The sequence below is a fragment of the Mesorhizobium sp. M7A.F.Ca.US.011.01.1.1 genome (assembly GCF_003998295.1).
In the GTDB taxonomy this organism is placed as follows: domain Bacteria; phylum Pseudomonadota; class Alphaproteobacteria; order Rhizobiales; family Rhizobiaceae; genus Mesorhizobium.
Window position 1 is genome coordinate 1 of the sequence record NZ_RZRT01000070.1, and the last position, 26,443, is coordinate 26,443.

At 63.5% G+C, this 26,443-nt stretch carries 29 protein-coding genes and 2 pseudogenes; 16 read left to right on the top strand and 15 right to left on the bottom strand.

What is annotated here, in order from left to right; translation table 11 throughout:
- Window positions 1-194: pseudogene (locus EOA13_RS38115) on the top strand (IS630 family transposase); the annotation flags it as partial.
- Here EOA13_RS38115 and EOA13_RS32535 read toward each other — a convergent pair.
- Window positions 191-1,057: an NAD(P)-dependent oxidoreductase gene (locus EOA13_RS32535; protein WP_127297396.1), complete on the bottom strand. Its 867-nt coding sequence runs from the start codon at window positions 1,055-1,057 to the stop codon at window positions 191-193. The pseudogene EOA13_RS38115 and the gene EOA13_RS32535 sit on opposite strands and share 4 nt — an antisense overlap.
- Before the next feature lie 177 nt (window positions 1,058-1,234).
- Here EOA13_RS32535 and EOA13_RS32540 point away from each other — a divergent pair, with 177 nt between their 5' ends.
- Together EOA13_RS32540 and EOA13_RS32545 are read left to right on the top strand one after the other, a co-directional pair.
- Window positions 1,235-1,501 (top strand): type II toxin-antitoxin system VapB family antitoxin, encoded by a 267-nt coding sequence (locus tag EOA13_RS32540; protein WP_127297397.1) that lies wholly within the window; start codon window positions 1,235-1,237, stop codon window positions 1,499-1,501.
- Window positions 1,498-1,887: a type II toxin-antitoxin system VapC family toxin gene (locus EOA13_RS32545; RefSeq protein WP_127297398.1), complete on the top strand. Its 390-nt coding sequence runs from the start codon at window positions 1,498-1,500 to the stop codon at window positions 1,885-1,887. The genes EOA13_RS32540 and EOA13_RS32545 overlap by 4 nt, the downstream gene beginning before the upstream one ends.
- Window positions 1,888-1,893: 6 nt before the next feature.
- Here the strand turns inward: EOA13_RS32545 and EOA13_RS32550 are convergent, their stop codons facing one another.
- Complete coding sequence (locus EOA13_RS32550) at window positions 1,894-2,529, bottom strand: helix-turn-helix transcriptional regulator (RefSeq protein ID WP_127297399.1); 636 nt, start codon at window positions 2,527-2,529, stop codon at window positions 1,894-1,896.
- A gap of 8 nt (window positions 2,530-2,537) precedes the next feature.
- Window positions 2,538-3,410, bottom strand: coding sequence for a S1C family serine protease (locus tag EOA13_RS32555; RefSeq protein ID WP_127297400.1), 873 nt, complete (start codon window positions 3,408-3,410; stop codon window positions 2,538-2,540).
- A gap of 168 nt (window positions 3,411-3,578) precedes the next feature.
- Here EOA13_RS32555 and EOA13_RS32560 point away from each other — a divergent pair, with 168 nt between their 5' ends.
- Window positions 3,579-4,529 carry a trypsin-like peptidase domain-containing protein gene (locus EOA13_RS32560; protein ID WP_127297401.1) on the top strand — a complete coding sequence of 317 codons (951 nt, stop codon included), beginning with the start codon at window positions 3,579-3,581 and terminating at the stop codon, window positions 4,527-4,529.
- A gap of 9 nt (window positions 4,530-4,538) precedes the next feature.
- Here the strand turns inward: EOA13_RS32560 and EOA13_RS32565 are convergent, their stop codons facing one another.
- The gene (locus EOA13_RS32565; RefSeq protein WP_127297402.1) at window positions 4,539-4,964 is read right to left on the bottom strand and encodes a VOC family protein; all 426 of its coding nucleotides are present in this window, start codon (window positions 4,962-4,964) and stop codon (window positions 4,539-4,541) included.
- A 66-nt stretch (window positions 4,965-5,030) separates the two neighbouring features.
- Here EOA13_RS32565 and EOA13_RS32570 point away from each other — a divergent pair, with 66 nt between their 5' ends.
- Entirely contained in the window at window positions 5,031-5,651 is a 621-nt protein-coding gene (locus tag EOA13_RS32570; RefSeq protein WP_127297403.1) for a TetR/AcrR family transcriptional regulator, read from the top strand.
- On the opposite strand, the gene EOA13_RS32575 is transcribed toward EOA13_RS32570, so the two are convergent.
- Window positions 5,590-6,540: a LysR family transcriptional regulator gene (locus tag EOA13_RS32575; RefSeq protein ID WP_127297404.1), complete on the bottom strand. Its 951-nt coding sequence runs from the start codon at window positions 6,538-6,540 to the stop codon at window positions 5,590-5,592. The two genes, EOA13_RS32570 and EOA13_RS32575, sit on opposite strands and share 62 nt — an antisense overlap.
- A gap of 111 nt (window positions 6,541-6,651) precedes the next feature.
- On the opposite strand from EOA13_RS32575, the gene EOA13_RS32580 reads away from it, so the two are divergent.
- Window positions 6,652-7,287 (top strand): FMN-dependent NADH-azoreductase, encoded by a 636-nt coding sequence (locus EOA13_RS32580; protein WP_127297405.1) that lies wholly within the window; start codon window positions 6,652-6,654, stop codon window positions 7,285-7,287.
- A gap of 56 nt (window positions 7,288-7,343) precedes the next feature.
- Here the strand turns inward: EOA13_RS32580 and EOA13_RS32585 are convergent, their stop codons facing one another.
- Window positions 7,344-7,643 (bottom strand): AzlD family protein, encoded by a 300-nt coding sequence (locus EOA13_RS32585; RefSeq protein WP_127297406.1) that lies wholly within the window; start codon window positions 7,641-7,643, stop codon window positions 7,344-7,346.
- Window positions 7,640-8,374, bottom strand: a complete 735-nt coding sequence (locus EOA13_RS32590; RefSeq protein WP_127297407.1) for an AzlC family ABC transporter permease — start codon at window positions 8,372-8,374, stop codon at window positions 7,640-7,642. Before EOA13_RS32590 ends, EOA13_RS32585 begins: the two co-directional genes overlap by 4 nt.
- Window positions 8,375-8,544: 170 nt before the next feature.
- Here EOA13_RS32590 and EOA13_RS32595 point away from each other — a divergent pair, with 170 nt between their 5' ends.
- From EOA13_RS32595 to EOA13_RS32620, 6 genes are all read left to right on the top strand, one after another.
- Window positions 8,545-9,003, top strand: a complete 459-nt coding sequence (locus EOA13_RS32595) for an Lrp/AsnC family transcriptional regulator (RefSeq protein WP_127297408.1) — start codon at window positions 8,545-8,547, stop codon at window positions 9,001-9,003.
- 126 nt (window positions 9,004-9,129) lie between these two features.
- Window positions 9,130-10,332 carry an MFS transporter gene (locus tag EOA13_RS32600; RefSeq protein ID WP_127297409.1) on the top strand — a complete coding sequence of 401 codons (1,203 nt, stop codon included), beginning with the start codon at window positions 9,130-9,132 and terminating at the stop codon, window positions 10,330-10,332.
- 21 nt (window positions 10,333-10,353) lie between these two features.
- On the top strand, window positions 10,354-11,040 hold the full coding sequence (locus tag EOA13_RS32605) for a hypothetical protein (protein WP_245490546.1): 687 nt from the start codon (window positions 10,354-10,356) through the stop codon (window positions 11,038-11,040).
- 117 nt (window positions 11,041-11,157) lie between these two features.
- Window positions 11,158-11,421: a YMGG-like glycine zipper-containing protein gene (locus EOA13_RS32610; protein ID WP_127297410.1), complete on the top strand. Its 264-nt coding sequence runs from the start codon at window positions 11,158-11,160 to the stop codon at window positions 11,419-11,421.
- A gap of 50 nt (window positions 11,422-11,471) precedes the next feature.
- Window positions 11,472-12,095: an outer membrane lipoprotein carrier protein LolA gene (locus EOA13_RS32615; protein WP_127297411.1), complete on the top strand. Its 624-nt coding sequence runs from the start codon at window positions 11,472-11,474 to the stop codon at window positions 12,093-12,095.
- Window positions 12,096-12,188: 93 nt separating this feature from the next.
- On the top strand, window positions 12,189-12,398 hold the full coding sequence (locus tag EOA13_RS32620) for a hypothetical protein (RefSeq protein ID WP_127297412.1): 210 nt from the start codon (window positions 12,189-12,191) through the stop codon (window positions 12,396-12,398).
- An 89-nt stretch (window positions 12,399-12,487) separates the two neighbouring features.
- On the opposite strand, the gene EOA13_RS32625 is transcribed toward EOA13_RS32620, so the two are convergent.
- Window positions 12,488-12,787, bottom strand: a complete 300-nt coding sequence (locus EOA13_RS32625) for an HlyU family transcriptional regulator (RefSeq protein WP_127297413.1) — start codon at window positions 12,785-12,787, stop codon at window positions 12,488-12,490.
- Window positions 12,788-12,899: 112 nt separating this feature from the next.
- Window positions 12,900-13,601: a PadR family transcriptional regulator gene (locus EOA13_RS32630; protein WP_127297414.1), complete on the bottom strand. Its 702-nt coding sequence runs from the start codon at window positions 13,599-13,601 to the stop codon at window positions 12,900-12,902.
- A 272-nt stretch (window positions 13,602-13,873) separates the two neighbouring features.
- On the opposite strand from EOA13_RS32630, the gene EOA13_RS32635 reads away from it, so the two are divergent.
- Window positions 13,874-14,131 carry a DUF2798 domain-containing protein gene (locus EOA13_RS32635; protein WP_023809663.1) on the top strand — a complete coding sequence of 86 codons (258 nt, stop codon included), beginning with the start codon at window positions 13,874-13,876 and terminating at the stop codon, window positions 14,129-14,131.
- A gap of 66 nt (window positions 14,132-14,197) precedes the next feature.
- On the opposite strand, the gene EOA13_RS32640 is transcribed toward EOA13_RS32635, so the two are convergent.
- From EOA13_RS32640 to EOA13_RS32660, 5 genes are all read right to left on the bottom strand, one after another.
- Complete coding sequence (locus EOA13_RS32640; RefSeq protein WP_127297415.1) at window positions 14,198-14,566, bottom strand: DCC1-like thiol-disulfide oxidoreductase family protein; 369 nt, start codon at window positions 14,564-14,566, stop codon at window positions 14,198-14,200.
- Window positions 14,567-14,702: 136 nt separating this feature from the next.
- Window positions 14,703-14,996: a GYD domain-containing protein gene (locus EOA13_RS32645; RefSeq protein WP_023809667.1), complete on the bottom strand. Its 294-nt coding sequence runs from the start codon at window positions 14,994-14,996 to the stop codon at window positions 14,703-14,705.
- A 182-nt stretch (window positions 14,997-15,178) separates the two neighbouring features.
- Window positions 15,179-17,200, bottom strand: a complete 2,022-nt coding sequence (rpoD, locus tag EOA13_RS32650; RefSeq protein WP_127297416.1) for an RNA polymerase sigma factor RpoD — start codon at window positions 17,198-17,200, stop codon at window positions 15,179-15,181.
- 423 nt (window positions 17,201-17,623) lie between these two features.
- On the bottom strand, window positions 17,624-19,561 hold the full coding sequence (dnaG, locus tag EOA13_RS32655) for a DNA primase (protein WP_127297417.1): 1,938 nt from the start codon (window positions 19,559-19,561) through the stop codon (window positions 17,624-17,626).
- 136 nt (window positions 19,562-19,697) lie between these two features.
- Window positions 19,698-20,078 carry an RcnB family protein gene (locus EOA13_RS32660; protein WP_023809670.1) on the bottom strand — a complete coding sequence of 127 codons (381 nt, stop codon included), beginning with the start codon at window positions 20,076-20,078 and terminating at the stop codon, window positions 19,698-19,700.
- Between the two features lie 388 nt (window positions 20,079-20,466).
- On the opposite strand from EOA13_RS32660, the gene EOA13_RS32665 reads away from it, so the two are divergent.
- Window positions 20,467-22,131: a Na/Pi cotransporter family protein gene (locus tag EOA13_RS32665; protein WP_127297418.1), complete on the top strand. Its 1,665-nt coding sequence runs from the start codon at window positions 20,467-20,469 to the stop codon at window positions 22,129-22,131.
- A gap of 144 nt (window positions 22,132-22,275) precedes the next feature.
- A complete protein-coding gene (locus EOA13_RS32670; protein WP_127297419.1) occupies window positions 22,276-23,460 on the top strand; it encodes an MFS transporter in 1,185 nt (394 codons plus the stop codon).
- A 61-nt stretch (window positions 23,461-23,521) separates the two neighbouring features.
- On the opposite strand, the pseudogene EOA13_RS32675 reads toward EOA13_RS32670, so the two are convergent.
- Window positions 23,522-25,696 (bottom strand): annotated as a pseudogene (locus EOA13_RS32675) (heavy metal translocating P-type ATPase).
- Between the two features lie 107 nt (window positions 25,697-25,803).
- Here EOA13_RS32675 and EOA13_RS32680 point away from each other — a divergent pair.
- Window positions 25,804-26,220, top strand: a complete 417-nt coding sequence (locus tag EOA13_RS32680) for a helix-turn-helix domain-containing protein (RefSeq protein WP_127297420.1) — start codon at window positions 25,804-25,806, stop codon at window positions 26,218-26,220.
- Window positions 26,221-26,443: the final 223 nt, after the last annotated feature.

Below are 26,443 nucleotides of genomic sequence, written 5' to 3' on the forward strand. Positions count from 1 at the left end.
AATACTCGCCCGACCTCAATCCTATCGAGAAGCTCTTCGCCAAGCTCAAGCACTGGCTGCGCAAGGCTGCCAAGCGAACAGTCGAAACCGTCTGTGACGCCATCGGCCAAATCCTCGGCACCGTCACGTCAACCGAATGCCGAAATTACTTCACAGAGGCAGGCTATGCCCAACCTAAATCCATCCCGCTCTAGTAAATATTCCTGATCTTGCTGTCCGTGCGGGCGAACACCTCGTCGGGGACAAAAAAGTCGCCGGCCAGCGGCCCGGTCGCATCAGGCGCATACACCGAAAAATCGCTGATGCCTTCGGCGCGCAGCACCTCCTCGTCGATGTAGAAATTGCCTGTTGTCTCGCGCGCTGGCCGCATGAAGATGGCATGCGCCGCATCGGCCATGATGTCCGGCGAACGGCTCATCGCCGCAACCGTCGCGCCGCCCAGCAGATTGCGTACCGCCGCCGTGTCTATGGTCGAGATCGGCCACAGCGAATTGACCGAGATACCGTCCTTGGCGAACTCGGCGCTCATGCCCAGCGTGCACATCGACATGCCGAACTTGGCCATCGTGTAGGCGACGTGATTCTTGAACCACTTGGCCTTCATGTCGAGCGGCGGCGCCAGATTCAGGATGTGAGCATTTTGCGCCAACTTCAGGTGAGGAATGCACATTTTCGAGACCAGGAAGGTACCGCGCGTGTTGATCTGATGCATCAGATCGTAGCGCTTCATGTCGGTCTCGAGCGTGCCGGTGAGTTGGATGGCGCTGGCATTGTTGACGCAGATGTCGATACCGCCGAATTTCTCCACGGTCCTGGCGACCGCCTCGGCCACCTGTGCCTCCTCACGGATGTCGCACAGCACAGGCAGCGCATTGCCGCCGGCCTGTTCGATCTCTTCGGCAGCGCTATAGATCGTCCCCGGCAGCTTCGGATGCGGTTCGGCGGTCTTGGCCGCGATCGTCACATTGGCGCCGTCACGCGCCGCGCGCAGCGCGATCGCCAGCCCAATGCCGCGCGACCCGCCGGAGATGAACAGCGTCTTTCCCTTGAGCGACATTTTTCCTCCGCCAGCATTGTCTCGGTGCGCGATCCTTGCCTTTGGCGCGACGGGATACAAGAGCTTGCAGCGGGGAGCATGGTGACGCTGCGGAGGGCTGGTGCGGCTCTGCGTTCTAAACCTGTTGGAATTGCCGAATGCCCGGTATATATTCTACACAAACAGGTAGAATATAGAATGGCATTGTCGATCAAGAATATGGAAGTTGAGCAACTGGCGCGCGAACTCGCCCACCGCCGGCGCGTGTCGGTGACGGAAGCCATCCGCCAGAGTCTCGAGCGCGAGATTGCACGCGAGCGGTTGGTGCCACGCGACGAAACCAGCGATCTGTTTCAGCGGTTGATGGCGATCTCCGACAGCGCCGGGAAAATCCCCGAACGCGAAAATGCGATGACCGACGACGAAATCCTCGGTTATGACGAGTTCGGAATCCCGACGAAATGATCATTGATTCCTCGGCCCTGGTCGCCATCCTGCGTGCCGAGCCTGGTCACGAGCGTTTCGTGCTGGCAATCGCACAGGCCAAAAGGCGGCTTCTGGCGGCTCCGACCTTTCTTGGAACGACGATGGTGCTCGCCGGCGGCAAGCAGGATGAAATCCTTAATCGCCTCGACGACTTCCTGCGCACTGCCTCGATCGAGACCGTCGCCTTCACCGCCGACCATGCAGCTGTCGCCCGTCAAGCCTTCCTGCGCTACGGCAAGGGTCGGCACCCGGCGGCGCTGAACTTCGGTGACTGCATCGCCTACGCCACGGCGCGGCTTGAGGCCATGCCGCTGCTGTTCAAAGGCGATGACTTCCGGCTGACCGACATCGAAGCGGCAGTCTGAGCAATATCAGACCAGCACCAGCCCCTGGCGCATCGCAATGGCAATCGCATCGGTGCGGTTGGCGGCACCGAGCTTGATCAGGATTGCAGCGACATGAAACTTCGCGGTGTGCACCGAAATGTTGAGCCGCCGCGCGATCACCTTGTTTGGAGCGCCCTCGGCCAGCAGCGCCAACACTTCCGCCTCACGCGGCGACAGCGAAGGCCGGGCGGCATGCTCGTCGGAGGCTTCCTCCTCGAACGGCTCGCCATCGCCGGCACGGAAATCCTCATGACGTCCGCTTCCGCGCTCGCCCGAGACGCGATAGCCGGCCGCGGCCAGCCGCGCCGCCGCGGCGATCAACAAATCGTCCGCGCCAGCGGACATCACGGCCAGCACCTCACCGGCGGGCCACTCGCCGCCAGCGCGTCCGGTCAGCAGCACCCGTGGAATGAGGGCCGGCACGCCATCACCAATGCTGTCGTCAACGATGGCGACGTCGGCTCTTCCACCGCCAGCCACGACCGGCAGCAGGTCATCGCTGGCGGCCAGCGAGGCCGCCAGGCGCTCGGCGCGTGACGCATCGCCAAGCGCAATCAGCACCACCAGCCGCCGCGAGACGGCACCGTCATGCATGATCCGGTCGCTGGTGAGCGTGTCCATGGATGCCCTCAGCTCAGCGGCTTTTCGCCGATGGTCAGCGCGACATCGCGCTGTTCGCCGCCGCGCACGACACCGAGCGTCACCGAAGCGCCGGCACTGTCGGGTCCGAGCCTGCGGATCAGGTCCCGCGGGCCGTGCACCGCCTCACCGTTCCACGCCACGATGATATCGCCAAGAGAGAGACCGGCGGACTTCGCGGGACCATCGTCATCGAGACTCATCACCATCGCGCCGTGCGCGTCGCGGTCGCGTACCGGATGCAGGCCGGCGCCGAGATAGCCGCGCGCGACATGGCCCTTTTCGCGCAAGGTCGCGACCGCCCGCTCGATCGTCTCGTAAGGCATGACCAGCGCCCGGTGGCGCGGTCCGAACAACAGCATGCCGATCAGCGCACCCTTGGCGTCGAGAACCGGGCCGCCCTCGAAACGGCCGCCGGCGCCGACGGCAAGATTGATGCGCCGGTCGATGGTGCCGCCGCGCATCGAGCGCCAGGCCGGGCCGACTTCGCCCACCGAGCCTGAAACAGCCAAAGCGGAACCGTCACTGCTGCCGATGGCAATGGCGATGTTGCCCGGCCGCACCGCATCGGCCTTGGCCAACGGCGCGGCGCTGACGGCCTCCGCCGGCTTCAGCAGGGCAACACCGGTAGAAGGGTCGCGGCCAACCAGCTCGGCCTTCACCGTTTCCCCCGAGGCCAACACCAGTTCGATCTCCTCGCCGGCCTCGACGGCCTCCTCGGCGGTGACGAAATAGCCGTCACGCCAGTGGAAGGCGCTTGCCGTGCGGTGATGATGCGTGGCGAAGCCAGCCGTTGCCGGCGCGGCCTTGGCGGCGAGATCGGCGACGGCTTGCGAAAACGCGCTCAGATTGAAATCGCTCATAATGGTCTCCTGGGTTCATCCATGCCCCAGATATCGCTCGACAGCGCGTCCGCGGGTACTCGCCTGACGGCTAGTTGCCGGTTTGACTGGCCATCTGGTCAGGTCGCTGCGGTTCCAGCCGCTCCGCACATATAGTCACGATCAAGCCTGAACACACGGAGCCCTCCCATGGCCCTCGCCGTCGCCAAATTCCAAACCGATGATACGCTGCTCGACGCCTATTCGACGACGGTTGCCGACGCCGTCGACCGCATCGGTCCGGCCGTCTGCCGCATTGAGCGCGTTGGCGGTCAGGGCGGCCATGGCTCCGGCTTCGTCATTGCACCGGACGGGCTGGTCGTCACCAATTTCCACGTCGTCGGCGACGCCAGGACGGTGCGCGTGTCGATGCCGGACGGTGCCTCCCGCGAAGGCCGCGTGCTCGGCCGCGATCCCGACACCGACATCGCGCTGGTGCGCGCCGACGGCAGCTTTGCCGATGTGGCGCCGCTGGGCGATTCCAAGCGGCTGCGGCGCGGCCAGATCGCCATTGCAATCGGCAACCCGCTCGGTTTCGAATGGACCGTCACCTCCGGCGTCGTCTCCGCGCTCGGCCGCTCGATGCGCGCCTCCACCGGCCGGCTGATCGACGACGTTATCCAGACCGACGCAGCACTCAATCCCGGCAATTCCGGCGGACCGCTGGTGTCGTCGGCCGGCGAGGTCATCGGCGTCAACACCGCCATGATCCATGGCGCGCAAGGCATCGCCTTCGCGGTTGCCTCCAACACCGCCAATTTCGTCATTTCGGAGATCATCCGCTTCGGCCGCGTGCGCCGCGCCTTCATCGGCGTCTCGGCCGACACCGTCAATCTGCCGCGACGCGCAGCGCTCCTGTCGCAAGTGTCGACCAATACCGCGGTGCGGCTGCGCAGTGTTGAGAAGGATGGCCCGGCGGCCAAGGCCGGCTTGAAGGAGGGCGACATCATCGCCGCAATAGACGGCCGCCCGGTCACCGGCGTCGACGACCTGGTGCGCGTGCTCGACGCCGAGCGCATCGGCCGCGAAACACTGTGCACCGTCGTGCGCCGCACCGGCGTCAGCCAGGTGACGGTGACGCCGGTGCCAAGGGCCAGTTGAGGCGGGCGCTCAGGCTCCCCCCACCCCTTCCGCGTACTGCGCCAGAAACGCCTCGCTCGGCCGGATTGGCTTGATGACGTCGATCAGCACGCCATTTGGATCCCGGGTGATGAAATGGCGCTGGCCGAAGGGTTCGTCGCGCAGGCTGCGCAGGATCGGCAGGCCAGCGGCAACGACCCGCTCAAAGACCGCTTCCGGGTCGCGAACCTCGAAATTGATCAGCAGGCCCGAGGTGCGACCCCGCCCCTCTTCCGGGATCGTTTCATGGTCGCCTTGGACGATACCGAGATTGACGCGTTTGTTGTCCACCGATTGCAGATGCACATACCAGTCGCTTTCAAACAGCGGCTGGAAGCCGAAATGCTCGACATAGAACGCCGTCGTGCCGGCGACGTCGCCGGTCATCAGCACCGGGTAATAGCTCGTCGTCTTCATCTTTCCTTCTCCCGTCAATTAACATACAGTCTGCATGTAGATTGAATTAACATACAGGCTGCATGTATGCAACGCGATTCCGCGCGTCGTTCCAACCGTGACCGCACCGAAGCGACGCGCGCCGACCTTATTGCCGCGGCGCGAAAGCTGTTTACGGAAAAATCCTATGCCGAGACCGGCACGCCGGAGATCGTCGCCGCCGCCGGCGTCACGCGCGGCGCGCTTTACCATCACTTCGCCGACAAGCAGGCGCTGTTTGCCGCCGTGGTCGAGCAGGAGGCGGCAGCTGTCGCCGAGGAGATCGAGCGCGCCTCGCCGCCATCGCTCAATGCCCGCGACGCACTGATTGCCGGTTCCGACGCCTATCTCGCCGCCATGCGCGCACCCGGCCGCACGCGGCTGTTGCTGCTCGACGGCCCGGCCGTGCTTGGCCGCGCCGCCATGGACGCGATCGACAACCGCCACGGCAACCGCTCACTGCGCGAAGGGCTGGTCGCGGCGATGCGGGCGCAGACGATGACGAGATTGCCGGCCGACGCGCTGACCGCACTGCTCGGCTCCGCCTTCGATCGTGCCGCCCTGGCCATCGAGGCCGGTGCGTCAGTTCAGGACTACCGCGCGGTGCTCATGGCACTGATCGATGGCCTGTCTCTTCCTCAGGCACCTCGCCCGGTTCGAACTCGTTGAAGCAGCCGAGCTGGCGCTTGAACTGGTCGATCAGCCAGGCGGCCGCTGGCTTCGGGCTGCGATCGTTGCGGTGCATGGCAAACAGCGGCGAACTCACCTCCCTGAAGGATTCGAGGTCGATTTCGACCAGCCGGCCACTCGCCAGGTCGTCTGCTATCAGCCAGCGCGGCAGCCCGCCCCAGCCCAGCCCCTCGCGCATCAGCATATGCTTGGTGCGCACATCCGTCAGCCGCCAGGTACGGTAGGCGAAGACGCCGAAGTCGCGCCCCTTGGTACGCTCCGACTGGTCGGTGACGACAAGCTGCGTGTGTTCGCGCGCATCCTCGATCGCCACCGGCTTCGGCAGCAGGGCCAGCGGATGGCTGGGCGCGGCGGCCAGCACGATCGACATGAAGCCGATGCGCGCGAGATGCACATCGACATCGCCCAGCAGGCCGCCAATGCCAAGGTCGGCCTGCCCGCTGACGACATGATCGGGGATCAGGCCGAGCGTGCCGATATGCAGGCGCAGCATCACGGTCGGAAACTGCACCTCGAATGCCTTCAGCACCCGCACCAGCACCGGCGACGGCAGCGCCGCATCGACCGACAGCGCGACTTCGGCCTCGAGCCCCTGATGGTGGCCGTCGACGCGCGAGCGGATGCGCTGCAGCACGCCGATCATGCGCCGCGCATCCTCCAGCATCGCCCGGCCGATCTCGGTCAATTGCGGCTCGCGCGTGCCCTCGCGCTCGAACAGTTTCAGCCCCAGCTGCGCCTCGAGATTGGCGATGCCGTAGCTGATCACGGACTGGGCCCGGTTGAGCTTGCGGCCGGCGGCCGAGAAGCTGCCGGCTTCGGCGACTGTCACAAAGATCTGAAGTTGATCGAGCGTCGGGTTGGGCTGCATTGCTATATCTAACTTATAGATGGATCGTATAGAAAATATACCAGTTTATTGAATGGATCGAAAGCCCCATATCTGGTGGGATAAATCATTCCAACCGCTGGAGAGCCCAAAATGTCCATTCTTCTTGTCACCTCGAGCCCACGCGGCGCTGCCTCGCACTCGACCCGCATCGCCACTGAATTCGCCGAGAAGCTGCTTGCCGCAGACCCGTCGAACGCGCTTGTCGTGCGCGATCTCGTCGCCAACCCGCTGCCGCATATCGACGCCGACTATGCCAGCGGCATCTACACGCCGGCCGAAGCCCGCACGCCCCGCCAGGCTGAAGTCGTCGGCGTCTCCGATGTGGTGCTCGACGAGCTATTTGCCGCCGACACAGTGATCCTGGCCACAGGCTTCATCAACTTCAACATCTCCTCGACACTGAAGTCCTGGGTCGATCACATCTCTCGTTCCGGCAAGAGCTTTGCCTATGGCGAGAACGGCCCCAAGGGTCTCGTCACCGGCAAGAAGGTCTATATCGTGCTGGCTTCGGGCGGCATCTACTCCGAAGGTGCGGCCGTGCAGTTCGATCACGCCATTCCCTACCTGCGCGGCGTGCTCGGCTTCCTCGGCATGACCGATGTCGATGTCATCCGCATCGAAGGCGTCGGCATGGGTCCTGACGCGGTGACCGCAGCGCTCGCCAAGGCGACCGCCAAGGTCGATGCCGTGGTGGCCGCCAGCCAGGGTGTCGCGGCTGCCGCGTAAAGAGCCGAAATTTGTCCGCATCGAAAGGCAGGCGTGCGCGCCTGCCTTTTTCGTTTCTAGCCAATGAGGTGCCTTAGCAGACCAGCGGCGCTGATTCCGATCAGCACAGTCGGCAGCATGGAAAGCCGCGTGGCGGCTACCAGAGTAACAGCCAGCGCCAGAATATCCGCCGGGGATTTCGACACGAAGGCCGGTGCGATGACAGAGATCAGCACGCAACCGGGCGCAGCTTCCATCACAGCCGTGGCACGGGCGCCGAGCATGTGGTTGCGCAGCACGATATAGCCGCCGATGCGCGTCAGATAAGTGACGCCGGCCATCAGCACGATGGTGAAAAAGGTCGTTGCGTCGATCATGCATCACCCGCCATCAGCCAGGCCGCGACCAGCCCCGATACCGCGCCGGCGGCGACATACCAGGCGCCGGGAACGAAGAGATAGACCAGTGCTGCAACGACCAGGCTCACCAGCCAGGGCCGCGCCGCCGCCATACCCGTCCACATGCCCCGCATCAGCACCAGGAAGACAGCGGGGAACGCCATGTCGAAACCATAGGCCCCGACGTCGCCGAGCATCGGACCGAGCAAGGCGCCCAACGTGGTGAAGACCACCCAGGTGAGATACATCGCCAGCGCCGCGCCCATATAGTAGCGCGGGCTGAAGGCCGGCGTGATGCCTGCCGCTGCACGCTGCCTGGCATCGGCAAGTCCAAGCGCCCAGCTTTCGTCGCACATAAGAGACAGCGCCGGAAAGACCTTGCGCCTCGGCAGATCGCGCAGGAACGGCGCCAGTGCCGCTCCCATCAGCAGATGACGGCTGTTGACCAGGAAGGTGATGGCGACGATGAGCACGATGTGCGGCGGCGACGTCCACAACTGGATCGCCGCGAATTCCGAGCCGCCGGCGAAATTCAGCCCCGTCATCATGGACAATTCGACTGTGCTTAAGCCTTTCTGCGTGGCCTGGGCGCCGAGCACCAGCGCATAGGGGATGGTGCCCAACAGCACCGGCGCGCAGGACGCCACGCCGCGCCGGAATTCGGATCTCGAACCGTCGCCCGCCGTCTCGACTGCCTGTGAAATGCTCATGGCTATCCATCAGCTGGCCTCGCGGCCGCCGCTTCCCTGCGTTTGAACTCTCGTGATACCGACAGCAAACATACCCAAGCCCGCCCGCAATTTGGTTGCGAAGATGCGCTTCATATGTCAAAATTTGGCATCACCAATCACGATTTTGAGAAATAGTGGAATCTAAGCCAATGAACCTGGATGAGATCGACAAACGCATCCTACGAGCGCTGCAGCGCAACGGGCGCATGGCCAACAACGATCTGGCCAATGAGGTCGGGCTGTCGCCATCGCCTTGCCTGCGTCGCGTGAAGCTGCTGGAGGAGGCCGGTGTCATCGACCGCTACGTCGCAGTGCTGAACCCCGGCAGCATCGGCAAGGGCCTCACCTTCTTCACCCGCATCTGGCTGAAAACGCAGGATGAGGACACGATCGAGCATTTCGCCACCGAAGTCGCCAAGCTGCCGCAGGTGATGGAGTGCTATTTGATGCTCGGCGATTGCGACGCCATGGTGCGCGTGGTGGCGGCCGGCATCGACGATTACCGCCGCTTCCAGTCGGAGCATCTGAGCCGCATCAAGGGCGTGCAGAACGTCAAGACCGACGTCCCCAGCCAGACGATCAAATACACCTCGGAACTGCCGATCTGAGCTACTGAAAACGGCGTCACGTCAAACTGGATAAAAAACGCAACCGGATTGTAGGATCGAACCCGGTGCCGGCGTCCTTCGGGTGCAAGCAGCGCGCAGCGCTGCCCTTAGGCATGGGAGATTTGAATGAGCCTTTCCTATCGTTGGGTCATCGTCGCCGCTGGCGCGCTGATGTCCTGTGTCGCCATCGGGACGATGTTTTCTCTGGCGATCTTCCTCGAGCCGATGGCGATCGACACCAACTGGTCGCGCGCCGGCATTTCCAGCGCCATGACGCTCAACTTCCTGGTGATGGGCCTTGGTGGCTTCGCCTGGGGCGCGATATCGGACCGTTTTGGCGCCCGCATCGTCGTGATGATCGGCGCGGTGCTGCTCGGGCTGGCGCTGGTGCTGGCCAGCCGCGCCGGTTCGCTGCTGAGCTTCCAGGTCACCTATGGCGTGCTGGTCGGTCTCGCGGCAAGCGCCTTTTTCGCGCCGATGATTGCGCTGACCACAGGCTGGTTCGACACCAACCGCAGCCTTGCCGTCTCGTTGGTCTCGGCCGGCATGGGCGTGGCGCCGATGACGATCTCGCCCTTCGCCCGCTGGTTGATCTCCGCCTATGACTGGCGCACCGCCATGTTCGACATCGGCATTACCGCCTGGGTGCTGCTGTTGCCGGCGGTGCTGCTGGTGCGCCAGCCGCCGAAGCCCGTCGTGGCCGATACCGGCTCCGCGCCGGTTGCCGAAGGTGCCGGCCTGACGGTCGGCCAGGCGCTGCGCTCACCGCAGTTCATCGTGCTGGGGCTGACCTTCTTTGCCTGCTGCGCGGCGCATTCCGGGCCGATCTTCCATATGGTCAGCTATGCCATGCTGTGTGGCGTCGCCCCCATGGCAGCGGTCTCGATCTACAGCGTCGAAGGCCTGGCAGGCCTCGGCGGCCGGCTCTTCTACGGCGTGCTGGCCGACAGGCTGGGCGTCAAGCCGGTGCTGATCGCGGGCCTGGCGATCCAGGCGATCGTCATTGCCGCCTATCTCTCGATCAGCCGGCTTGAGCAGTTCTACATGCTGGCCGTTATCTTCGGTGCCACCTATGGCGGCGTCATGCCGCTCTATGCGGTGCTGGCGCGCGAATATTTCGGCCAGCGCATCCTCGGCACCGTGTTCGGCGCCGCCACCATGCTGTCCAGCCTCGGCATGGCATTGGGACCGCTTGCCGGCGGCATGGTGTTCGACGCCTACGCCAACTATTCCTGGCTGTTCATCGGCTCGGCTCTTATCGGGCTCGGGGCGGTCGGCATCGCCATCGCGTTCCCGCCACTTCCGCGCAGGGAGTTGCAAGTGGCTTAGTCCGGGTCGATTTCCCAAACCTTGCTGGCCAGGCACGCAACCAGCCTGGCCAGCAAGGTTCGCCGCGGATCCTGTCCCCTGTTTCATCCGTTCCCCCCCTTGCGCGGGGCAGTCCACGGACAACATTTGCACCGTGGGATCTCGACTGACCTCGCGCATCCAGTCCACGCCAGAGAGGACACCCTGATGGCCGAACATCCGAGTGAAAGCGAAAGCAACAGAATTGCCGCAAGCGCTGTTGCCGACGACGATCCGCGTCTTGCATTCATTTATCAGGAAGCGGTGAGAGGTCTCACGCAACAGCAGACCCTCGTGGAGAACATGAGCACCCGCGCCGGCAGCCTTGTCTTTGCTACCGCATTCGCCAACTCGTTGCTCGGCGGCGCGGCCCTTGCCAATGGTCTTGGAGCTTGGGACTGGACCGCGGTGGCTCTGCTGTTCGGCATCGGCGGGCTGATCGTCTTCATGCTCTGGCCCTACCACCAATATACATTCCGCTTCGATCCGGAAGAGCTGCTCCATCAATATGTCGACGGCGATAGGCCGAGCACGATGTCGGCCATGCGCCGCGCGCTTGCCCTTCGCATCAAGGCGGACATGGCCGGCAACTGGCGAATTATCCAGCGGCTGCGGACGGCGCTGCAGATTGCGCTGCTGTTTCTGTTGCTCGATATCCTGGCTTGGCTTTTGGCGATTGCGGACGTTTGAGCCGGAGGGCACGCGGCTCCGCCACGGCCAGGCTTGAATGGCAGGCAACGGTCGATGGATCGAAAAGCTCTCTTGAGCATTTAAGTTTTGGCTAATAGTAGCCCCAGGAGAGAACCAATGAAAAAGACGCTGCTCATTTTGAGCCTGCTCATTCCGCTCTCGGCGTGCTCCCGTACCGAACAAGGCGCCGCCGTCGGCGGCTTGGGTGGCGCGGCCGTAGGCGCCGCGGTGGCCGGAGACCCTGTGGAAGGGGCGGTTGTTGGCGGTGCGGTTGGAGCGATAGCCGGGGCCGTCATCGGCCACGCCAGCGAAGCCGGCCAGTGCAGATATCGCGATCGGTACGGCCGGGTTTACGTCGCGCGGTGCCCGAACGGCTACTGATCTCAAGGCGCGTGATCTCCTTCGATCACGCGTCTGCTGGGGTTAATCGAATGGCCTATCGGATCAAAAAGCTGCTGGGTTTCTTGTGTGCCGTTATCGGCGTTGCCGCGGTGAATGCCGGGGCTTCGGCCGCGCCGGTTGAAGCGAAGACGATTGCCGATCACCTCTCATCGGTGAAATCCATGTCAGGGGATTTCGTGCAGTCGGGCCCGAAAGCGGAAAGAAAACACGGCAGGTTTTTTCTCCAACGCCCAGGCAAGATCCGGTTCAACTATGCAGGCCAATCTGGGGTCAGCGTGATCGCGGATGGCAAATCCCTGGTGGTTTACAACAGGAAACTGAAGACATCGCGGCTTTATGCTCTCTCGAAGACGCCGCTTAAGCTGCTGCTCGACAACAAGGTCGACTTCTCCGGCAGTCGCGTCAAAAGCATCAGAGACGACGGCGCCCAAGTTACCGTCAAGCTGGCCGACAGATCGGCTTTCGGCAATTCGAACATCTCCATGGTGTTCGACAGAAAATCGCTCGATCTGCGCAGATGGAGCCTCACCGACGAGAAAGGACTTACCACGACGGTGATCATCTCAAATGTGAGGCAGGGCGTTCGCGCTCCCGAGGGCACCTTCGTTATCGATTATGCGGCAAACCGTGAATTCAACACCACAACGAAATAGCCGAAACCGCAGCCATAGTCTCAGCGCCGGAACCAATAGGATCAGCGGCGGTTTAGTCCATGAAGGGACCGGAACCGCAAAGGACGCGGCACAATGATTGAAATTCACAGCATCGAAGCGGCTAACGCCAGACTGCGCATAAGGAGAGCTGAGCGCTCTCTGAAGCGCGCGAATGACTTGCTGGACGAGGAAGGCGGCGTCGCTCTTAACTTGGCATTGTGCGGCCGGATAAGGGCCGCGAGAAGGCATCTGATCGAGGCCAGGACCCGCCTGATGACGATCGATCCCGCCAGGACGAGTTGATCCGCCGGCGGTCGTACGTCAACCCGGACCGAGAGGTCCATCGTGGCGCAAAGGCCCGCATGGTTAGGCAGTGACCTGCTGGCGGTGATCTACCCAAAAATCCGGTCGCCCTGCTCGTCGACCAGTTGGATGCCCTTCTTGATCGAGATGTCGACGGCGTCGTCGAGCCCGGCGAAACGGTCGGCACGGATGAATTTGTGTTCCTTCACCACACCGTCGATCTCTTTGGAGACGACGCCGCAGGTCTGGTATTGGCCATCCGCCTTGTAGGGCATGGCGCTGATCAGGAAGCCCTTGTGCTCGACCTGCTTGGCCGGCGCTGCGCTCGTTGGCCCAGCCGTTTCGGCTCCGCTGGCGCCACCGCCGAAAAGACGCTTCAGAAAAGACATCGGGCTTCCTCCAACAGCATTCATCCCGCACCATGTAGAGTGACGCGGGATGAATTTCACTATCGGTCCTTGGCCCAGCGGGCAAGGGCTGCGTCCGGTCGGCTGGACGAGCTTACTTGTGCGACAGCGCTTCCAGAGCCTCGGCGGCGGCTTCGAGGATGGCGATCGCCTCGGCCTGCTTGTCGGCCGGGGCGTCGACGAAGTCACCCAGAGCCGCGCGCAGCCGGTGGCGGACTGCGCGGAATTCGTCGCGCGCTTCCGAACGATCCCCGCGGCCACCCCGGCCGCTACGACGCCCGCCCTCTTCGCTCTCGTCGTTCCAGCCGAACCAGTCGCGCGCCTTGGCCATTTTGCGGCCGAAGCGCTCGAGATTGTCGAGCACGCCGTCGATCATCTCGCGGTTGTCGGCGAGATGCGCCTGGCCCGCTTCGGTGATCGAAAACACCTTCTTGTTGCCGTCGGCGGCGGAGGCGGCATAGCCGGCCTCTTCCAGGAAGGTCAGCGTCGGGTAGACCACGCCCGGGCTCGGGCTGTAGATGCCACTGGTGCGCTCTTCCAAGGCCTTGATGATGTCGTAGCCGTGGCGCGGGGCCTCGGCCAGCAGCGACAGCGTGATCAGCTTGAGGTCGCCGTCGGCCAGCATGCGCCCGGCGCGGAACATGTCGCCCGGGCCGCCCCGCCCGCCACCGCGACCGCCGTGCCCGAACGGGCCAAAACCGCCGCCCCCTCTGCCACCAAATTTGCCGCCGAATTTGCCGGCCATGTGCATGAACATGCGCTCGCCGAAATGATTGTTCCCAAAATGTTTGTGCATTGATTGCTCCTTGAGTTGTATCTTACGATATATCTTAATTAGGCAAGCCAATCGATGGAGTCAAGATATATCTTACGATGTATCTGAATGCGGCGCCAGAGGCTTGCTTTCACCGGAACGTACCGCTAGAAGGCCCGCGAGCGCCTCGGCTGCTCCGTAAGCGTCTGACGTCAAGCAACGCATCCAACCCCGGTCTTTCCGGGCAATTTTGCCGGTCACCGGCGAATGGATGCCAAAAGCGACGGACCGGATACTTCAGGGAAACTCTCAAAATGACTGCAAGACATCAGCGCAGGAAGCTGCCTGCGCGCTATGCCGCTGTTCTTAGCCCGCTGGTGCTGTCGCTGTTGATGACCTTCATCGTCTCGTTCATCTCGACGTTGAAAAGCCTTGGCTTCCACCCCGAGCTGCCGTCCATCTGGCTGACCGCCTGGGGCCTGTCCTGGCTGGTGGCGTTTCCGACGCTGCTGCTGGTGCTGCCGGTGGTACGCCGCATCGTCGGCGCGCTCTGCGAGCCGGCCAGCCGATAACTCGCACGAAAAAGGTCCGGAGATGTCCTCCGGACCTTTTGCCCTGCGGTCATCAATGACGAACCGCTACCAGCGACCCTTGCGCCGGTTCCAGGCATAGAGAAGGTCGGCGAAACGATCATAGGCAAAGCGTGTCAGCGGCAAGACAAACGGATTGCCGAACACCATCGCCAGCCAGCCCTCGCCCGGCGTTGCCTGCCAAACGGCAATCGCGACATCGGCGCCGACCAGCAGCCTGCCCGCCGCATCGGTGGCGTGCAGCCGGCGGCGGATGTCCTCAAGCGACGCGCCATGCCCGGCAAGCGCTGCCGGTTCAAAATTGATGTCTCGGAACTCGATCCGCCCGGCCTTGACCGCTTCGATCAGTCGCCGCTTCTGCCTGCTGATGCCGGCATCGCAGACCGGGCAGCGCGTGTTGTACCAGACGGTCAGCATTGTCCCGGCATTGGTTGGGTTGGTGGCGCAACCTGAAGGACCACGAACGATCAGGCGCCGTCAAGACGTCGCTCGAGCGGTTGCGCGCGAACGAGGCTGTCTCGGACCAGCCGCTCCGGCCCTTGCACTGCGGTGCCTATCCGAGCGAGGTGATGATCTCGCGGTAGGCTAATTCGGGAAAGGCCTTCAGCGTCCGCGTCCTGACATTGCCCGCTGCCGCCAGCATCAGCGAGAAGCGCGCCAGCACCGCGTCGTCGGGCGCTTCGACCACAGCCACCATATCGTATTCGCCCATGGTCAGGTAGAACGCCTTGAACGATCCGCCCATGTCTCCCAGTTGCTTCCTGGCGGCGTCGAGCCGCTTCGGTGACTCGCGTACGTTCCTGGCACCCTGCTCCGTCCAGTTCATCAGCACGATGTAACTTGTCATGGCACACCTCCCTCCGGGGCCACGGAGCACGGCGGCTTCGCCGGGGCGGGCATCCGGGTTGTCGCCCAGAAAATGCATCCGACACGGAAATTATCCTCCCGAAGAGCCTGGCCCGCAAGAGTGCGTCCCATAACAAAAAGGGCGCCATCGGCGCCCTTGAATTCTCTTTGCATCGGTAAGTCTCAGCTATCCAGGAAGCTGCGCAGCTTGCGCGACCTGCTCGGGTGCTTGAGCTTGCGCAGCGCCTTGGCTTCGATCTGGCGGATACGCTCGCGGGTGACCGAGAACTGCTGGCCGACTTCTTCCAGCGTGTGGTCGGTGTTCATGCCGATACCGAAGCGCATTCTGAGCACGCGCTCCTCGCGCGGCGTCAGCGAGGCCAGCACGCGCGTGGTGGTCTCGCGCAGATTGGCCTGGATCGCCGCGTCGATCGGCAGGATCGCCATCTTGTCCTCGATGAAATCGCCCAGATGCGAATCCTCCTCGTCGCCGACCGGCGTTTCGAGCGAGATCGGCTCCTTGGCGATCTTCAAGACCTTGCGCACCTTTTCGAGCGGCATGGCAAGCTTTTCGGCCAGTTCTTCCGGCGTCGGCTCGCGGCCGATCTCGTGCAGCATCTGGCGCGAGGTGCGCACGATCTTGTTGATCGTCTCGATCATGTGCACCGGAATGCGGATGGTACGCGCCTGATCGGCGATCGAACGCGTGATCGCCTGTCGGATCCACCATGTCGCGTAGGTCGAGAACTTGTAGCCGCGGCGGTATTCGAACTTATCGACCGCCTTCATCAGGCCGATATTGCCTTCCTGGATCAGGTCGAGGAACTGCAGGCCGCGATTGGTGTACTTCTTGGCGATGGAGATGACGAGGCGCAGGTTGGCCTCGACCATTTCCTTCTTGGCGATCGCCGCTTCGCGCTCGCCCTTCTGCACCTGATTGACGATCTTGCGGAATTCCAGGATCGAGATCGCCGTTTCGGTGGCGAGGTTCTGGATCTCGGCGCGCAGGTCCTTGATCGCATCCTTCTCGTTCTTGGTGAATTCCTTCCAGCCGCGCGATGTCAGATTGCCGATCGAGCGCGTCCAGTTCGGGTCGAGCTCGGAACCCTGATATTCCTTCAGGAACTCTTCGCGGCGCACGCCGTAGCTTTCGGCCAGCCTGAGCAGCTTGCCTTCGTTCTGCACCAGGCGCTTGTTGATGTCGTAAAGCTGCTCGACCAGCGCCTCGATGCGCGCCGTGTTGAGCGACAGCGACTTCACCGCCTTGATCAGCTGGTCCTTGAGCTCCTTCAGCCGGCGGTCCTGGCTGGGCGACAGCGTGCCCGCGGCGGCGAGCCTGTTCTCGACCTGCTGGTCCTGCAGCTTGCGCAGCTTTTTGTAGGTGTCGGCGATAACGTCGAGCGTCTCCATCACCTGCGGGCGGAGTTCGGCTTCCATCGCGGCCAGCGACAGGCTCGCTTCGTCCTCGTCTTCGTCGTCGTCATCCGTCAGCCCACGCGTATCGGCGCCGACATTGGTGATGTCGTCTTCTTCGTCGCGCGAACGGCGCGGCTTGTCCTCGACCTTGGCTTCCTCGACGCGCTCGACCACCGGCGCCTGCTTGGCCTCGGGGCCGGCATAGGTGGCTTCGAGATCGATGATCTCGCGCAGCAGGATCTTGGATTCGTTGAGTTCGTCGCGCCAGATGATGATGGCCTGGAAGGTCAGCGGGCTTTCGCACAGACCCGCGATCATCGTCTCGCGGCCGGCCTCGATGCGCTTGGCGATGGCAATTTCGCCCTCGCGCGACAAAAGCTCCACCGAGCCCATCTCGCGCAGATACATGCGCACCGGATCGTCGGTGCGATCGGTCGGTTCTTTCTTGGTGGTGGTGGCGGCGACCGCGGTGCCGGTCTGCTCAGCCAACTCGTTGGCGTCTTCCTCGGCATCGGCCGCGGTGTCGGCGGCCTCGGGCTCCTCGCCCTGCTCGTCGTCCTCGACCACGTTGATGCCCATGTCGGACAGCATCGCCATCGTGTCCTCGATCTGCTCGGAGGTCACTTCCTCCGAGGGCAGCACCGAATTCAGCTCGTCCATGGTGACATAGCCGCGCTTCTTGGCGGCCTTGATCATCTTCTTGACAGCATCATCGGAAAGGTCGAGCAGAGGGCCATCGGTGGCGCCTTCGCGTTCAGTTTCGACCTCTTCCTTTTCCTTTGTCGCCATAGTCTTTATCTTCTCCTAGCGGCCGAACTTCAAAGCCGCGTAAGCTGTCGGACCAGTCAAATCGGATGCGCTCGCTTATGAAACGCGCTTCACCGGGCCAGTAACTGCATCAACTCGTTTCGTTTGGTGTATGTCGTTGCCCAAATCGGGTTTCCCCTTTTGGGCGACATGCATTAAGTCCAGATTAACCCTGATATCTGTGGCAGGCGGGCTGCCTGTCCAGTGACCAGTACCTCACATCGCTTGTTTTCCCGTGACGCGGGTTCGGGTTAACGTTTCGAATCGTCCTGATTCCGCCAATCTGCCAGAAGGTCAAGCGCCTCTCGCATGATTCGCATGAAAAAAGCGAATCAATTACCCAACTTAGCCCGTTACGCGCCATTTGGACGCGCAACGACGCTTTCCCAATTCACTCGCTTCCAACTAAGCTCGCCCAGCCCTGCCCGAGGAGACGCCAAACCCTTCGATCAGCGCTTCCGTGGCCTGCACATCCTGGAATTGCGCCTGAATTTCGATCAGATGCCGATAGTTTTCGTCTGTGGGATCGGTGGCGAGCGCCGCTTCCGCCTGTTTCAGCTCCTTATGTAAGGTGCGCGCGCTGCGCTGCAAGTGCAGCGCCTGGCTGAAAGCATCGCGGGCATCTTCAAGGGCGGCGGTCTCCAGCGCCGGCCATTGCCGCATCCGCCGGATCAGCCCGACGGCCCGCTCCCAGATCTCGGCGCAGCCGGCGCGTTCGATCGTCGCAATCACCGCCTGCCGGTCATCGGCCATGTCGTGCGCCATCGCGTCGAGAATCGCTCCATGCAGCCGCCTCAGATCGGAGTTGGCGAGATCGAGGAACTCGATATGAGCGAAATTCTCGTCGATCAGCGCCGGATGGTTGACCAATGCGACGATGATCGTCGCCTCGCGCACCGACATCCCCTCGCCGCCACGTTTGACCAAAGCCGACTGGCCGAGACTTTCGGTGATCGCAATGCGGCCGCTACCGCTCTTGGCGAACTGCCCGCCGGGTGCGGCCGTCTTGCCTTGGCCCGGGCGCCCATCCTGGCGGCCGCTTTGCCTGGTGCCGCGCTGCGAGCCGAAGAAGCTCAGCACACGCTCGCGCATCTCCTGCTGGTAGTGGTAGCGCAGGCTTTCGTCGCGGATGCGGCTGGTCAGTTCGCGCAGCGTCTTCTCGAGCTCGGCCCGCCGCTCCGGCGTATCGAAGACGCCGCCCGCCGTCTCACGCATCCATAAAAGGTCGACCAGCGGCCGCGCCTCGGCCAGAACGCGACGAAACGCATCCGGTCCTTCGGCCTTGACCAGATCATCGGGATCCTTGCCTTCCGGCAGCAGCGCGAAGCGCGCCGAGCGGCCGGCCTGCACAGATGGCAGCGCCATGTCGGCGGCCCGCCACGCTGCCTTCAGCCCGGCCTTGTCGCCGTCGAAGCACAGCATCGGCTCCGGCGCCATGCGCCAGAGCAGTTCGAGCTGGTTCTCGGTAAGCGCGGTGCCGAGCGGCGCCACGACGTTCTCGAAGCCGGCCTGCGCCAGTGCGATGACGTCCATATAGCCTTCGACGGCGATGACCGTGCCGCCCTTGGCCAAGGCCTTGCGGGCGCGGGCGAAATTATAGAGCACATTGCCCTTGTGGAAGAGCTCGGTGTCAGGCGAGTTCATGTATTTGGCCAGCGCATCCGGCTGCAGCGCACGGCCGCCGAACGCGATGATCTTGCCCCGGGAATCCGGAATCGGGAACATGATGCGGTCACGGAACCAGTCATAGGAAACCGGGATGTCGTCGCCGTGGCGCACCAGTCCACAAGCCTCGATGTCGGCCTTGGGCACGCCCTTGGCGGCGAGATGCTCCTTCAGCGCATTGCGGCTGTCGGGCGCAAAACCGAGCCGGAACGATTGCTGCGTCGCCGGCGTCAGTCCGCGGTCGCGCAGATAGGCACGCGCCTTGGCGCCTTCCGGCCCCTGCAGCCGTTCCTGGAAGAAGGCGGTCGCCATCTCCATGACGTCGGTCAGGCTGGCGCGTTCCTTTTCGCGCCGCTCCTCCTGCGCATCGCGAACCGGCATCGGCACACCGGCCATGTCGGCGATCTTCTCAACCGCCTCGGGAAAGCTCATCCCGTCGAGTTCGGTGAGGAACTTGAAATGATCGCCCGAAACCGAACAGCCGAAACAATGGTAGCGGCCCTTTTTATCCTCGCAGTGGAAGGATGGGCTCTTCTCGCCGTGGAACGGACAACAGGCCCAATAGTCGCCCCGCGGCGCGTTGGTTTTCTTCCGGTCCCACGCGACGCGCTGGCCGATAACCGATGAAATCGGCACGCGGTCGCGTATCTCGTCGAGGAAGGCGGGTGGAAAGCGCATCGGGGAACTCGTTTCCCGATTATATAATCATACCCGCGAAATCCGACGACCCTTAATGCGGGCCATACCCGGTTTCCACAGGCAAAAGAGGCGGCCGTTGCGGGCCGCCTCTTTCCAATATCCGCCTGGGGACCGCTTAATGCGCGGCAAGCGCGCCGAAAATGACGCCGGAGAGCACACCGACCAACACATAGTCGTTGCCGACGCGGATCCATTCCTGGCCGCGACCGGGACGATGCAGGCCGTAGCGGCCGTAGTCGCGGATTGGCTGGTGCTGTCTCCAGCCTGAATATTTATGGCCGTTGCGCCAGTTGTTGCGCTTCACGATGACCTTCTTATGGATGACGCGCTTCTGGACGAAGCGCTTCTTGACATCCCTGTTGGTGGGCTTTTGCCAGTCGACCTGGCTGTAATTCGACTGCGGAGCGTTCGGTGCATTCAGCGGTGCGGCTTGGCCGGTGAGCGACGTAGCCGCCAGCATCGAGAAAGCGAGTGCGGAAAGGACAATGCGTTTCAAGAGAAGTCTCCTTGGTTGTCGATGCCAGAGGAATAGCGGGCCACCGATGAACCGGAGCTGAACGCCTGCATTACAATTGTGTAATGATTTCCTTTATTTACCCAATAGAGCTGAACATAATTCGCAAAGGCAGGCGCCGGTCGCGCTGCTAACTCTGCCTATCCGTTGCTTCGAGCCCGCCCCGCAATGCAACCATTTGCGCGTCCGTCCATTTTCCGACACCGCCCGTCGCGCTGCAACGGCCCTTGAAATCGACAAGATTTTATTATCCGGCTAAAATATTCGAGTTATTATAAGTCACCGCCATGAACATGATTCGTACCCTCGTTTTCCCTTCTGATCGCCACGCCAAACAGGACGCGCATCCTGTTTGCATGCGGGGGGCGAAATGAGCGGGTCCGTCGTCCTTCTGCATCTGGCCGGCGCCGTGGCGCTGATGCTGTTTGCCACCCGCATGGTGAAGACCGGCGTCGAACGCGCCTATGGCGACGTGCTGCGCCATCGCCTGCGCGCCACCATGCGCAATCCGATCATGGCGGTGCTGGCCGGCACCGGCCTTGCCATCGCCCTGCAGAGTTCCACAGCCGTCACGCTGCTGGTCGGCTCCTTCGCCGGCTCTGGCATCGTCTCGGGCGCCGCGGGCCAATTGGCAGTGCGCGGCGCCGAGATCGGCTCGGCGCTGGTGGTCAAGCTGCTGACCTTCGATCTCACCTTGTTGGTGCCGCTGTGCCTGATCACCGGCACGGTGATGTTCATGGCCACAGAGCGGCGCGACTGGCGCCAGTCCGGCCGCATCCTGGTCGGCATCGGCCTTTTGATCCTGTCGCTGGAGATGATCGGCCAGGCATCCGAGCCGCTGCGCAACAGCCAGCTCATGCCGGTCATCATCAACTACTTCTCGACCGATTCCATCACCGCCTATCTGCTGGCGGCGCTGATCACCTGGCTGTTCCAGTCGAGCATCGCGGCGGTGCTGTTGATGGCGACGCTGGCAGGCCGCGGCCTGATCACGCCTGAACTCGGCGTCGTTCTTATCCTCGGCGTCAATCTCGGCTCCTCGATCATCGCGCCGATGCTGACTCGCTCGTCGAGCCCCGAAGTGCGCGTCGTGCCGATCGGCAACCTCTTGATGCGCGGTCTTGGCTCGCTGATCATGCTCATCCTGGTCATGATCTTCAGGCCACACTTCGCCTTTATTGGCTCGACGGCCGCGGATCAGATCGTCAATGCCCACATCCTGTTCAATGTGCTGATCCTGCTCGCCGGCCTGCCGCTGGCCGGCTTCGTCTACCGCGCCTCGGAGAAGATCGTCGCACTGGGCACCAAGCCGGCGCCGGCCTCCACGCTCGACGTCGTCGAGCTGTCGGCGCTCAACGAGAGCGCGCTGGACGTGCCGAGCCAGGCGCTGGCCAACGCCACCCGCGAGGTGGTGCGGGTCTGCGAGACGATCGAGATCATGCTCAAGCGCATAATCGAACTTTATGAAAGTGCCGATGCCGACAAGATCAAGGCGCTGGCCGCACTCGACGACCGCGTCGACCGCAGGCACGCGGCGATCAAGCTCTACCTCGCCAAGTTGACCAGGAATCCGCTGACCGAAGACGAGGCGCTGCGCTGCCAGGAGCTGATCGGCGCCTGCGTCAAGTTGGAGCAGGTCGGCGACATCATCGTGCGCAACATGCTGGTGCATGTGAAGAAGAAGTTCGAGCGCGGGCTGGAATTCACCGACGAGGGCTGGAGCGAGCTGTGCGCCTTCCATGGCTCGGTGCTGGCCAATGCGCGGCTTGCCTTCAATGTGCTGGTGTCGCGCGATCCCGAGACTGCCCGCCAGTTGGTGCTGGAAAAGGACCAGCTGCGTGACCGCGAGAAGGAAACCAGCGCCAGCCATTTCGTGCGGCTGCGCGACGGCACCGCCAAGAGCGTCGAGACCAGCTCGATCCATCTCGACACCATCCGCGACCTGAAGCAGATCAATTCGCTGCTGGCGTCGATGGCCTATCCGGTACTCGAAGAGCGCGGTCTGCTCACTGGGTCGCGGTTGAAGGCGAGCTGAGAAGCAGCCGAGCTCCCCCCTCGTGGGGGAGATTGGCACTTCACCGCCTCGCTCACTGAAGAAAACCTAAACTCGCGACAAAAATTTCTTCATTGCCCGCAAAGCCCATCCGTGGTTTGAGGCCGTTCCAGCTAAGGCCTTGCCATGTCGCTTCCGCTCATAGCCCTGTTCATTGCCGCTTTTGCCTTCGGCACCACCGAATTCGTCATTGCCGGCGTGCTGCCGCAGGTGGCGCAAGGTCTTGGCGTTTCGGTCCCCTCGGCCGGCTACCTCGTCTCCGGCTACGCCTGCGGCATCGCCATCGGCGGCCCGCTGCTGGCGCTCGCCACCAAGTCGCTGTCACGCAAGAGCCTGCTGCTCGGCCTCGCCATCGCCTTCACCATCGGCCAGGCGGCTTGCGCGCTGGCGCCCGACTTCACCTCGATGCTACTGTTGCGCATTGCCGTGGCGGTCGCGCATGGCGCCTATTTCGGCGTCGCCATGGTCGTCGCCGTCGGTCTCGTGCGCGAGGACCAGCGCGGCATGGCTGTCGCCGTCATCCTGTCCGGCCTCACCGTCTCCAACGTCATCGGCGTGCCGGCCGGCACCGCGATCGGCAACATCTGGGGCTGGCGTGCCACCTTCTGGGTGATGTGCGCGCTCGGCGTGGCGGCAACGCTTGCCATGGCAGCCCTGTTGCCGCGCACCACCGGATCGTCGGTCAGGCCTGCCGGTTTCGCCCGCGAGGTCCGCGTGCTGGCCCGCCAGCAGGTCTGGACCTCGCTGATCCTGATGCTGATGCTGATGATCGGCCAGTTCGGCCTGTTCACCTACATCACCCCGACACTGCTGGAGGTCACCGGGCTCGACGAGAACCTAGTGCCGTGGGTGCTGCTGCTCAACGGCGTCGGTGCCACCCTGGGAGTCTTCCTCGGCGGCAAGCTCTCCGACTGGAAGCTGATGCCGTCATTGATCACCATGCTGGCCCTGCAGGCGGTGACGCTGGCCGTCATCTACGCCGTCAGCCCCTATCCCCTGCCGATGGTTGTGGCGATCGTCGTCTGGGGCGGCCTCAACTTCGCCATCGGCACACCGATCCAGACCCGCATCCTGGCCTGGACGGCGGACGCCTCGAATCTCGCCTCGTCGCTCATTCCGTCCGGCTTCAATGTCGGCATCGCGCTGGCCGCTTCGTTGGGCGCCGCGATGCTGAACAGCGGCTATGGCTATCGCAGCCTGCCTTTGCTCGGCGCCATCGCCATGCTGGTCGCCCTGGCGGTGGCGCTGGCATCCTATGTCTGGGAAGGGCGCAGCAACGCCACGCCGCCGCTGACGGCCCCAGCCGAGTAGATCACGATCCGGAAAAGTGGACGCCGGTTTTCCGAAAAGATCGGGATCAACCAAAAACACTTCACCCGCGCCAACGCAGCAGGCGCATGGCGTTGGCGGTGACCAGCACGGTGGCGCCGGTGTCGGCCAGGATCGCTGGCCATAGGCCAGTGACACCCAAAATGGTGGTGACCAGGAACACCGCCTTCAGCCCGAGCGCTACGGTGATGTTCTGGCCGATATTGGCCATCACCGCCCGCGACAATCTTACCATCCGCACGACGTCCATGACGCGGCCATGCAGGATCGCCGCATCCGCCGTCTCCAGCGCCACATCGGTGCCGCCGCCCATGGCGATTCCGATGTCGGCGGCGGCGAGCGCCGGCGCGTCGTTGATGCCGTCACCGACCTTGGCGACCTTGAGCCCTTCGTGTTGCAATTCGCCGATGATGCGCCGCTTGTCCTGGGGCAACAACTCCGCCCGCGCCTCGATGCCGAGCGAAGCGGCAATGGCTTCGGCCGTGCGGCGGTTGTCGCCGGTCAGCATCACCGCTCGGATGCCTTCGGCCTTGAGCGCCGCGATCCCGGCCGCCGCATCCGGTCACGGCTCGTCGCGCATGGCGATCAGCCCTGCCACCACGCCGTCGGCGACCAGCACCGAGACGGTCTTGCCCTGCCCGTTGAGGCTATCGACGGCAAGGCGCTGCACTTGCGTCATGTCGGCGCGTTCGCCCGCCGCCGGACCGGAGCCGAGGAAGACGGCGACGCCACCGACGCTGCCCTCGACACCTTTGCCCGAGATCGCCTTCGCCGCCAGAGCCGGCGGCACCGGCGCACCATCAGCCTTGGCCCTGTCGAGGACCGCCATGGCCAGCGGATGGCCGGAACCCTGCTCGAGCGCTGCCGCCAGCGCCAGCACGGTGCGTTCATCGCGGCCATAGGCCATGATGTCGGTGACTACGGGCCTGCCCACGGTCAGCGTGCCGGTCTTGTCGAAGGCCACCGCCGTGATCCGGCGAAACCCTTCCAGCACCGCACCACCTTTCATCAACAGGCCACGCCGCGCGCCGGTCGCAAGGCCAGCGGCGATTGCTGCCGGCGTCGAGATGACGAGCGCGCAGGGGCAACCGATCAGCAGGATCGCCAGGCCCTTGTAGATCCATTCGTTCCAGTCGCCGCCAATGAGCAGCGGCGGCAACAGCGCAACCAGCGCGCCGACCGCCAGCACCGCCGGGGTGTAGTATCTTGAGAAGCGGTCGATGAAGCGTTCAGTCGGCGCCTTGGCTTCCTGCGCCTCCTCCACAAGCCGCACGACCCGGGCGATGGTGTTGTCAGACGCGGCAGCCGTCACCCGCACCTTGAGCACGCCGTCGGTGCTGATCGTGCCGGCAAAGACGACGTCCGCGACACCCTTGTGCTTCGGCGTGCTTTCGCCGGTCACCGGCGCCTCGTCGATATCACTAACCCCCTCGACGATCTCGCCATCGGCGGGGATACGATCGCCCGGCCGCACCAGGATGATGTCGCCGACGCCGAGCCGTTCGGCAGGAACTTCCGATGTGCCGCTCGCGCGTTCGACCAAGGCCGTCTTCGGCACCAGATCGGCAAGTCCCTGGATGCTCGCCCGCGCCCGGCCGGCTGCGACACCTTCCAGAAGTTCACCGATCAGGAACAGCACCACCACGGCGGCGGCTTCTTCCGTGGCGCCGATCATCACGGCGCCTATCGCAGCGATGGTCATCAGCATCTCGATCGAGAACGGTGTGCCGGCCAATGCCGCCATCAGCGCTCGCCGTGCGATCGGCACCAGGCCGACCAGCAGGGCGGCAAGGAAGACCCAGCGCTCGGCCGCAGGAAGAAGATGGCCGATGCCGTAGGCGGCAAGAAGCGCTGCAGCGCAAGCCAGCGTCAGCACAGCACGGCGGGAGCGCCACCACGCCTGCCCCGGCGCCGCATCGCTGTGATCATGATCAGCATGATCATGATCCTTGGCCACTGAAGCACGCCCATCGGCCCCGCCTTCCGCCTTGACGATGCCGTAGCCCAGCCGCGCCACCTGCCGCAGCACCTTGTCGTCGTTGAGCCAACCGCTGTGGCTGACCGTCATGCTGGCGCCGGTCACCGAAACCGAGACATCGGCGACGCCGTCGAGACGACGCACCGCCGTATCGATCTTGGCCGCGCAGGAGGCGCAGTCCATGCCGCCGATCTTGAACCGTGTCTGCCCGATCGTTTCCTGCTTGAGCGGCGTCGTCATCACATTACCTGCCTGTCTTGCCCGCGCGGCGTCGCCGCATGCGTCTTGAATGCTGATGTCAGGCACTATAATTGCTCTAGTCACTAGAGCTTCAAGGGGAAAATTTCATGTTTTCGATCGGTGATCTCTCGCGTCGCACCGGGGTCAAGGTGCCGACAATCCGCTATTATGAGCAGATGGGCCTTGTCGCCGCGCCCGAGCGTTCGGAAGGCAACCAGCGCCGCTATTCCAGGCAGGAGCTGGAGCGGTTGGCCTTCATCCGCCACGCCCGCGACCTCGGCTTCGCCGTCGACGACATCCGCTCGCTGATCGACTTGAGCAGCCACCCCGAGCAGCCCTGCGGCCACGCCGACCGGATCGCCGAGGAACAATTGATCTCGGTGCGGGAAAAGATTGCCCAGTTGAAGCGACTCGAGGCCGAGCTCGAACGCATCGCCACGTGCTGCAATGGCCAGACGGTCGGCGACTGCTACGTCATCCGCGCGCTGTCCGACCAAGCGCTGTGCGCTGACGAGCATGGGTGAGAGGGCTGGGGTTGGCAGCGATCCGGGAGCTGTGAGGACAGAAAGCAGACCTTGCACCGCCGCTGCAAGGCTTGGTTCCTCGCCCCCACGAAAGTGCTATCGGATTCACACATTTCGTAGTCCGAGGTTGGCGCCGTACTTTATGGCCCAGAATTCGGTGAGGCCGATGCGCATGACCTTGGGACCGGGCTTGCCGTAGTAGCCGGTCCAGCCTCCAAGGCGG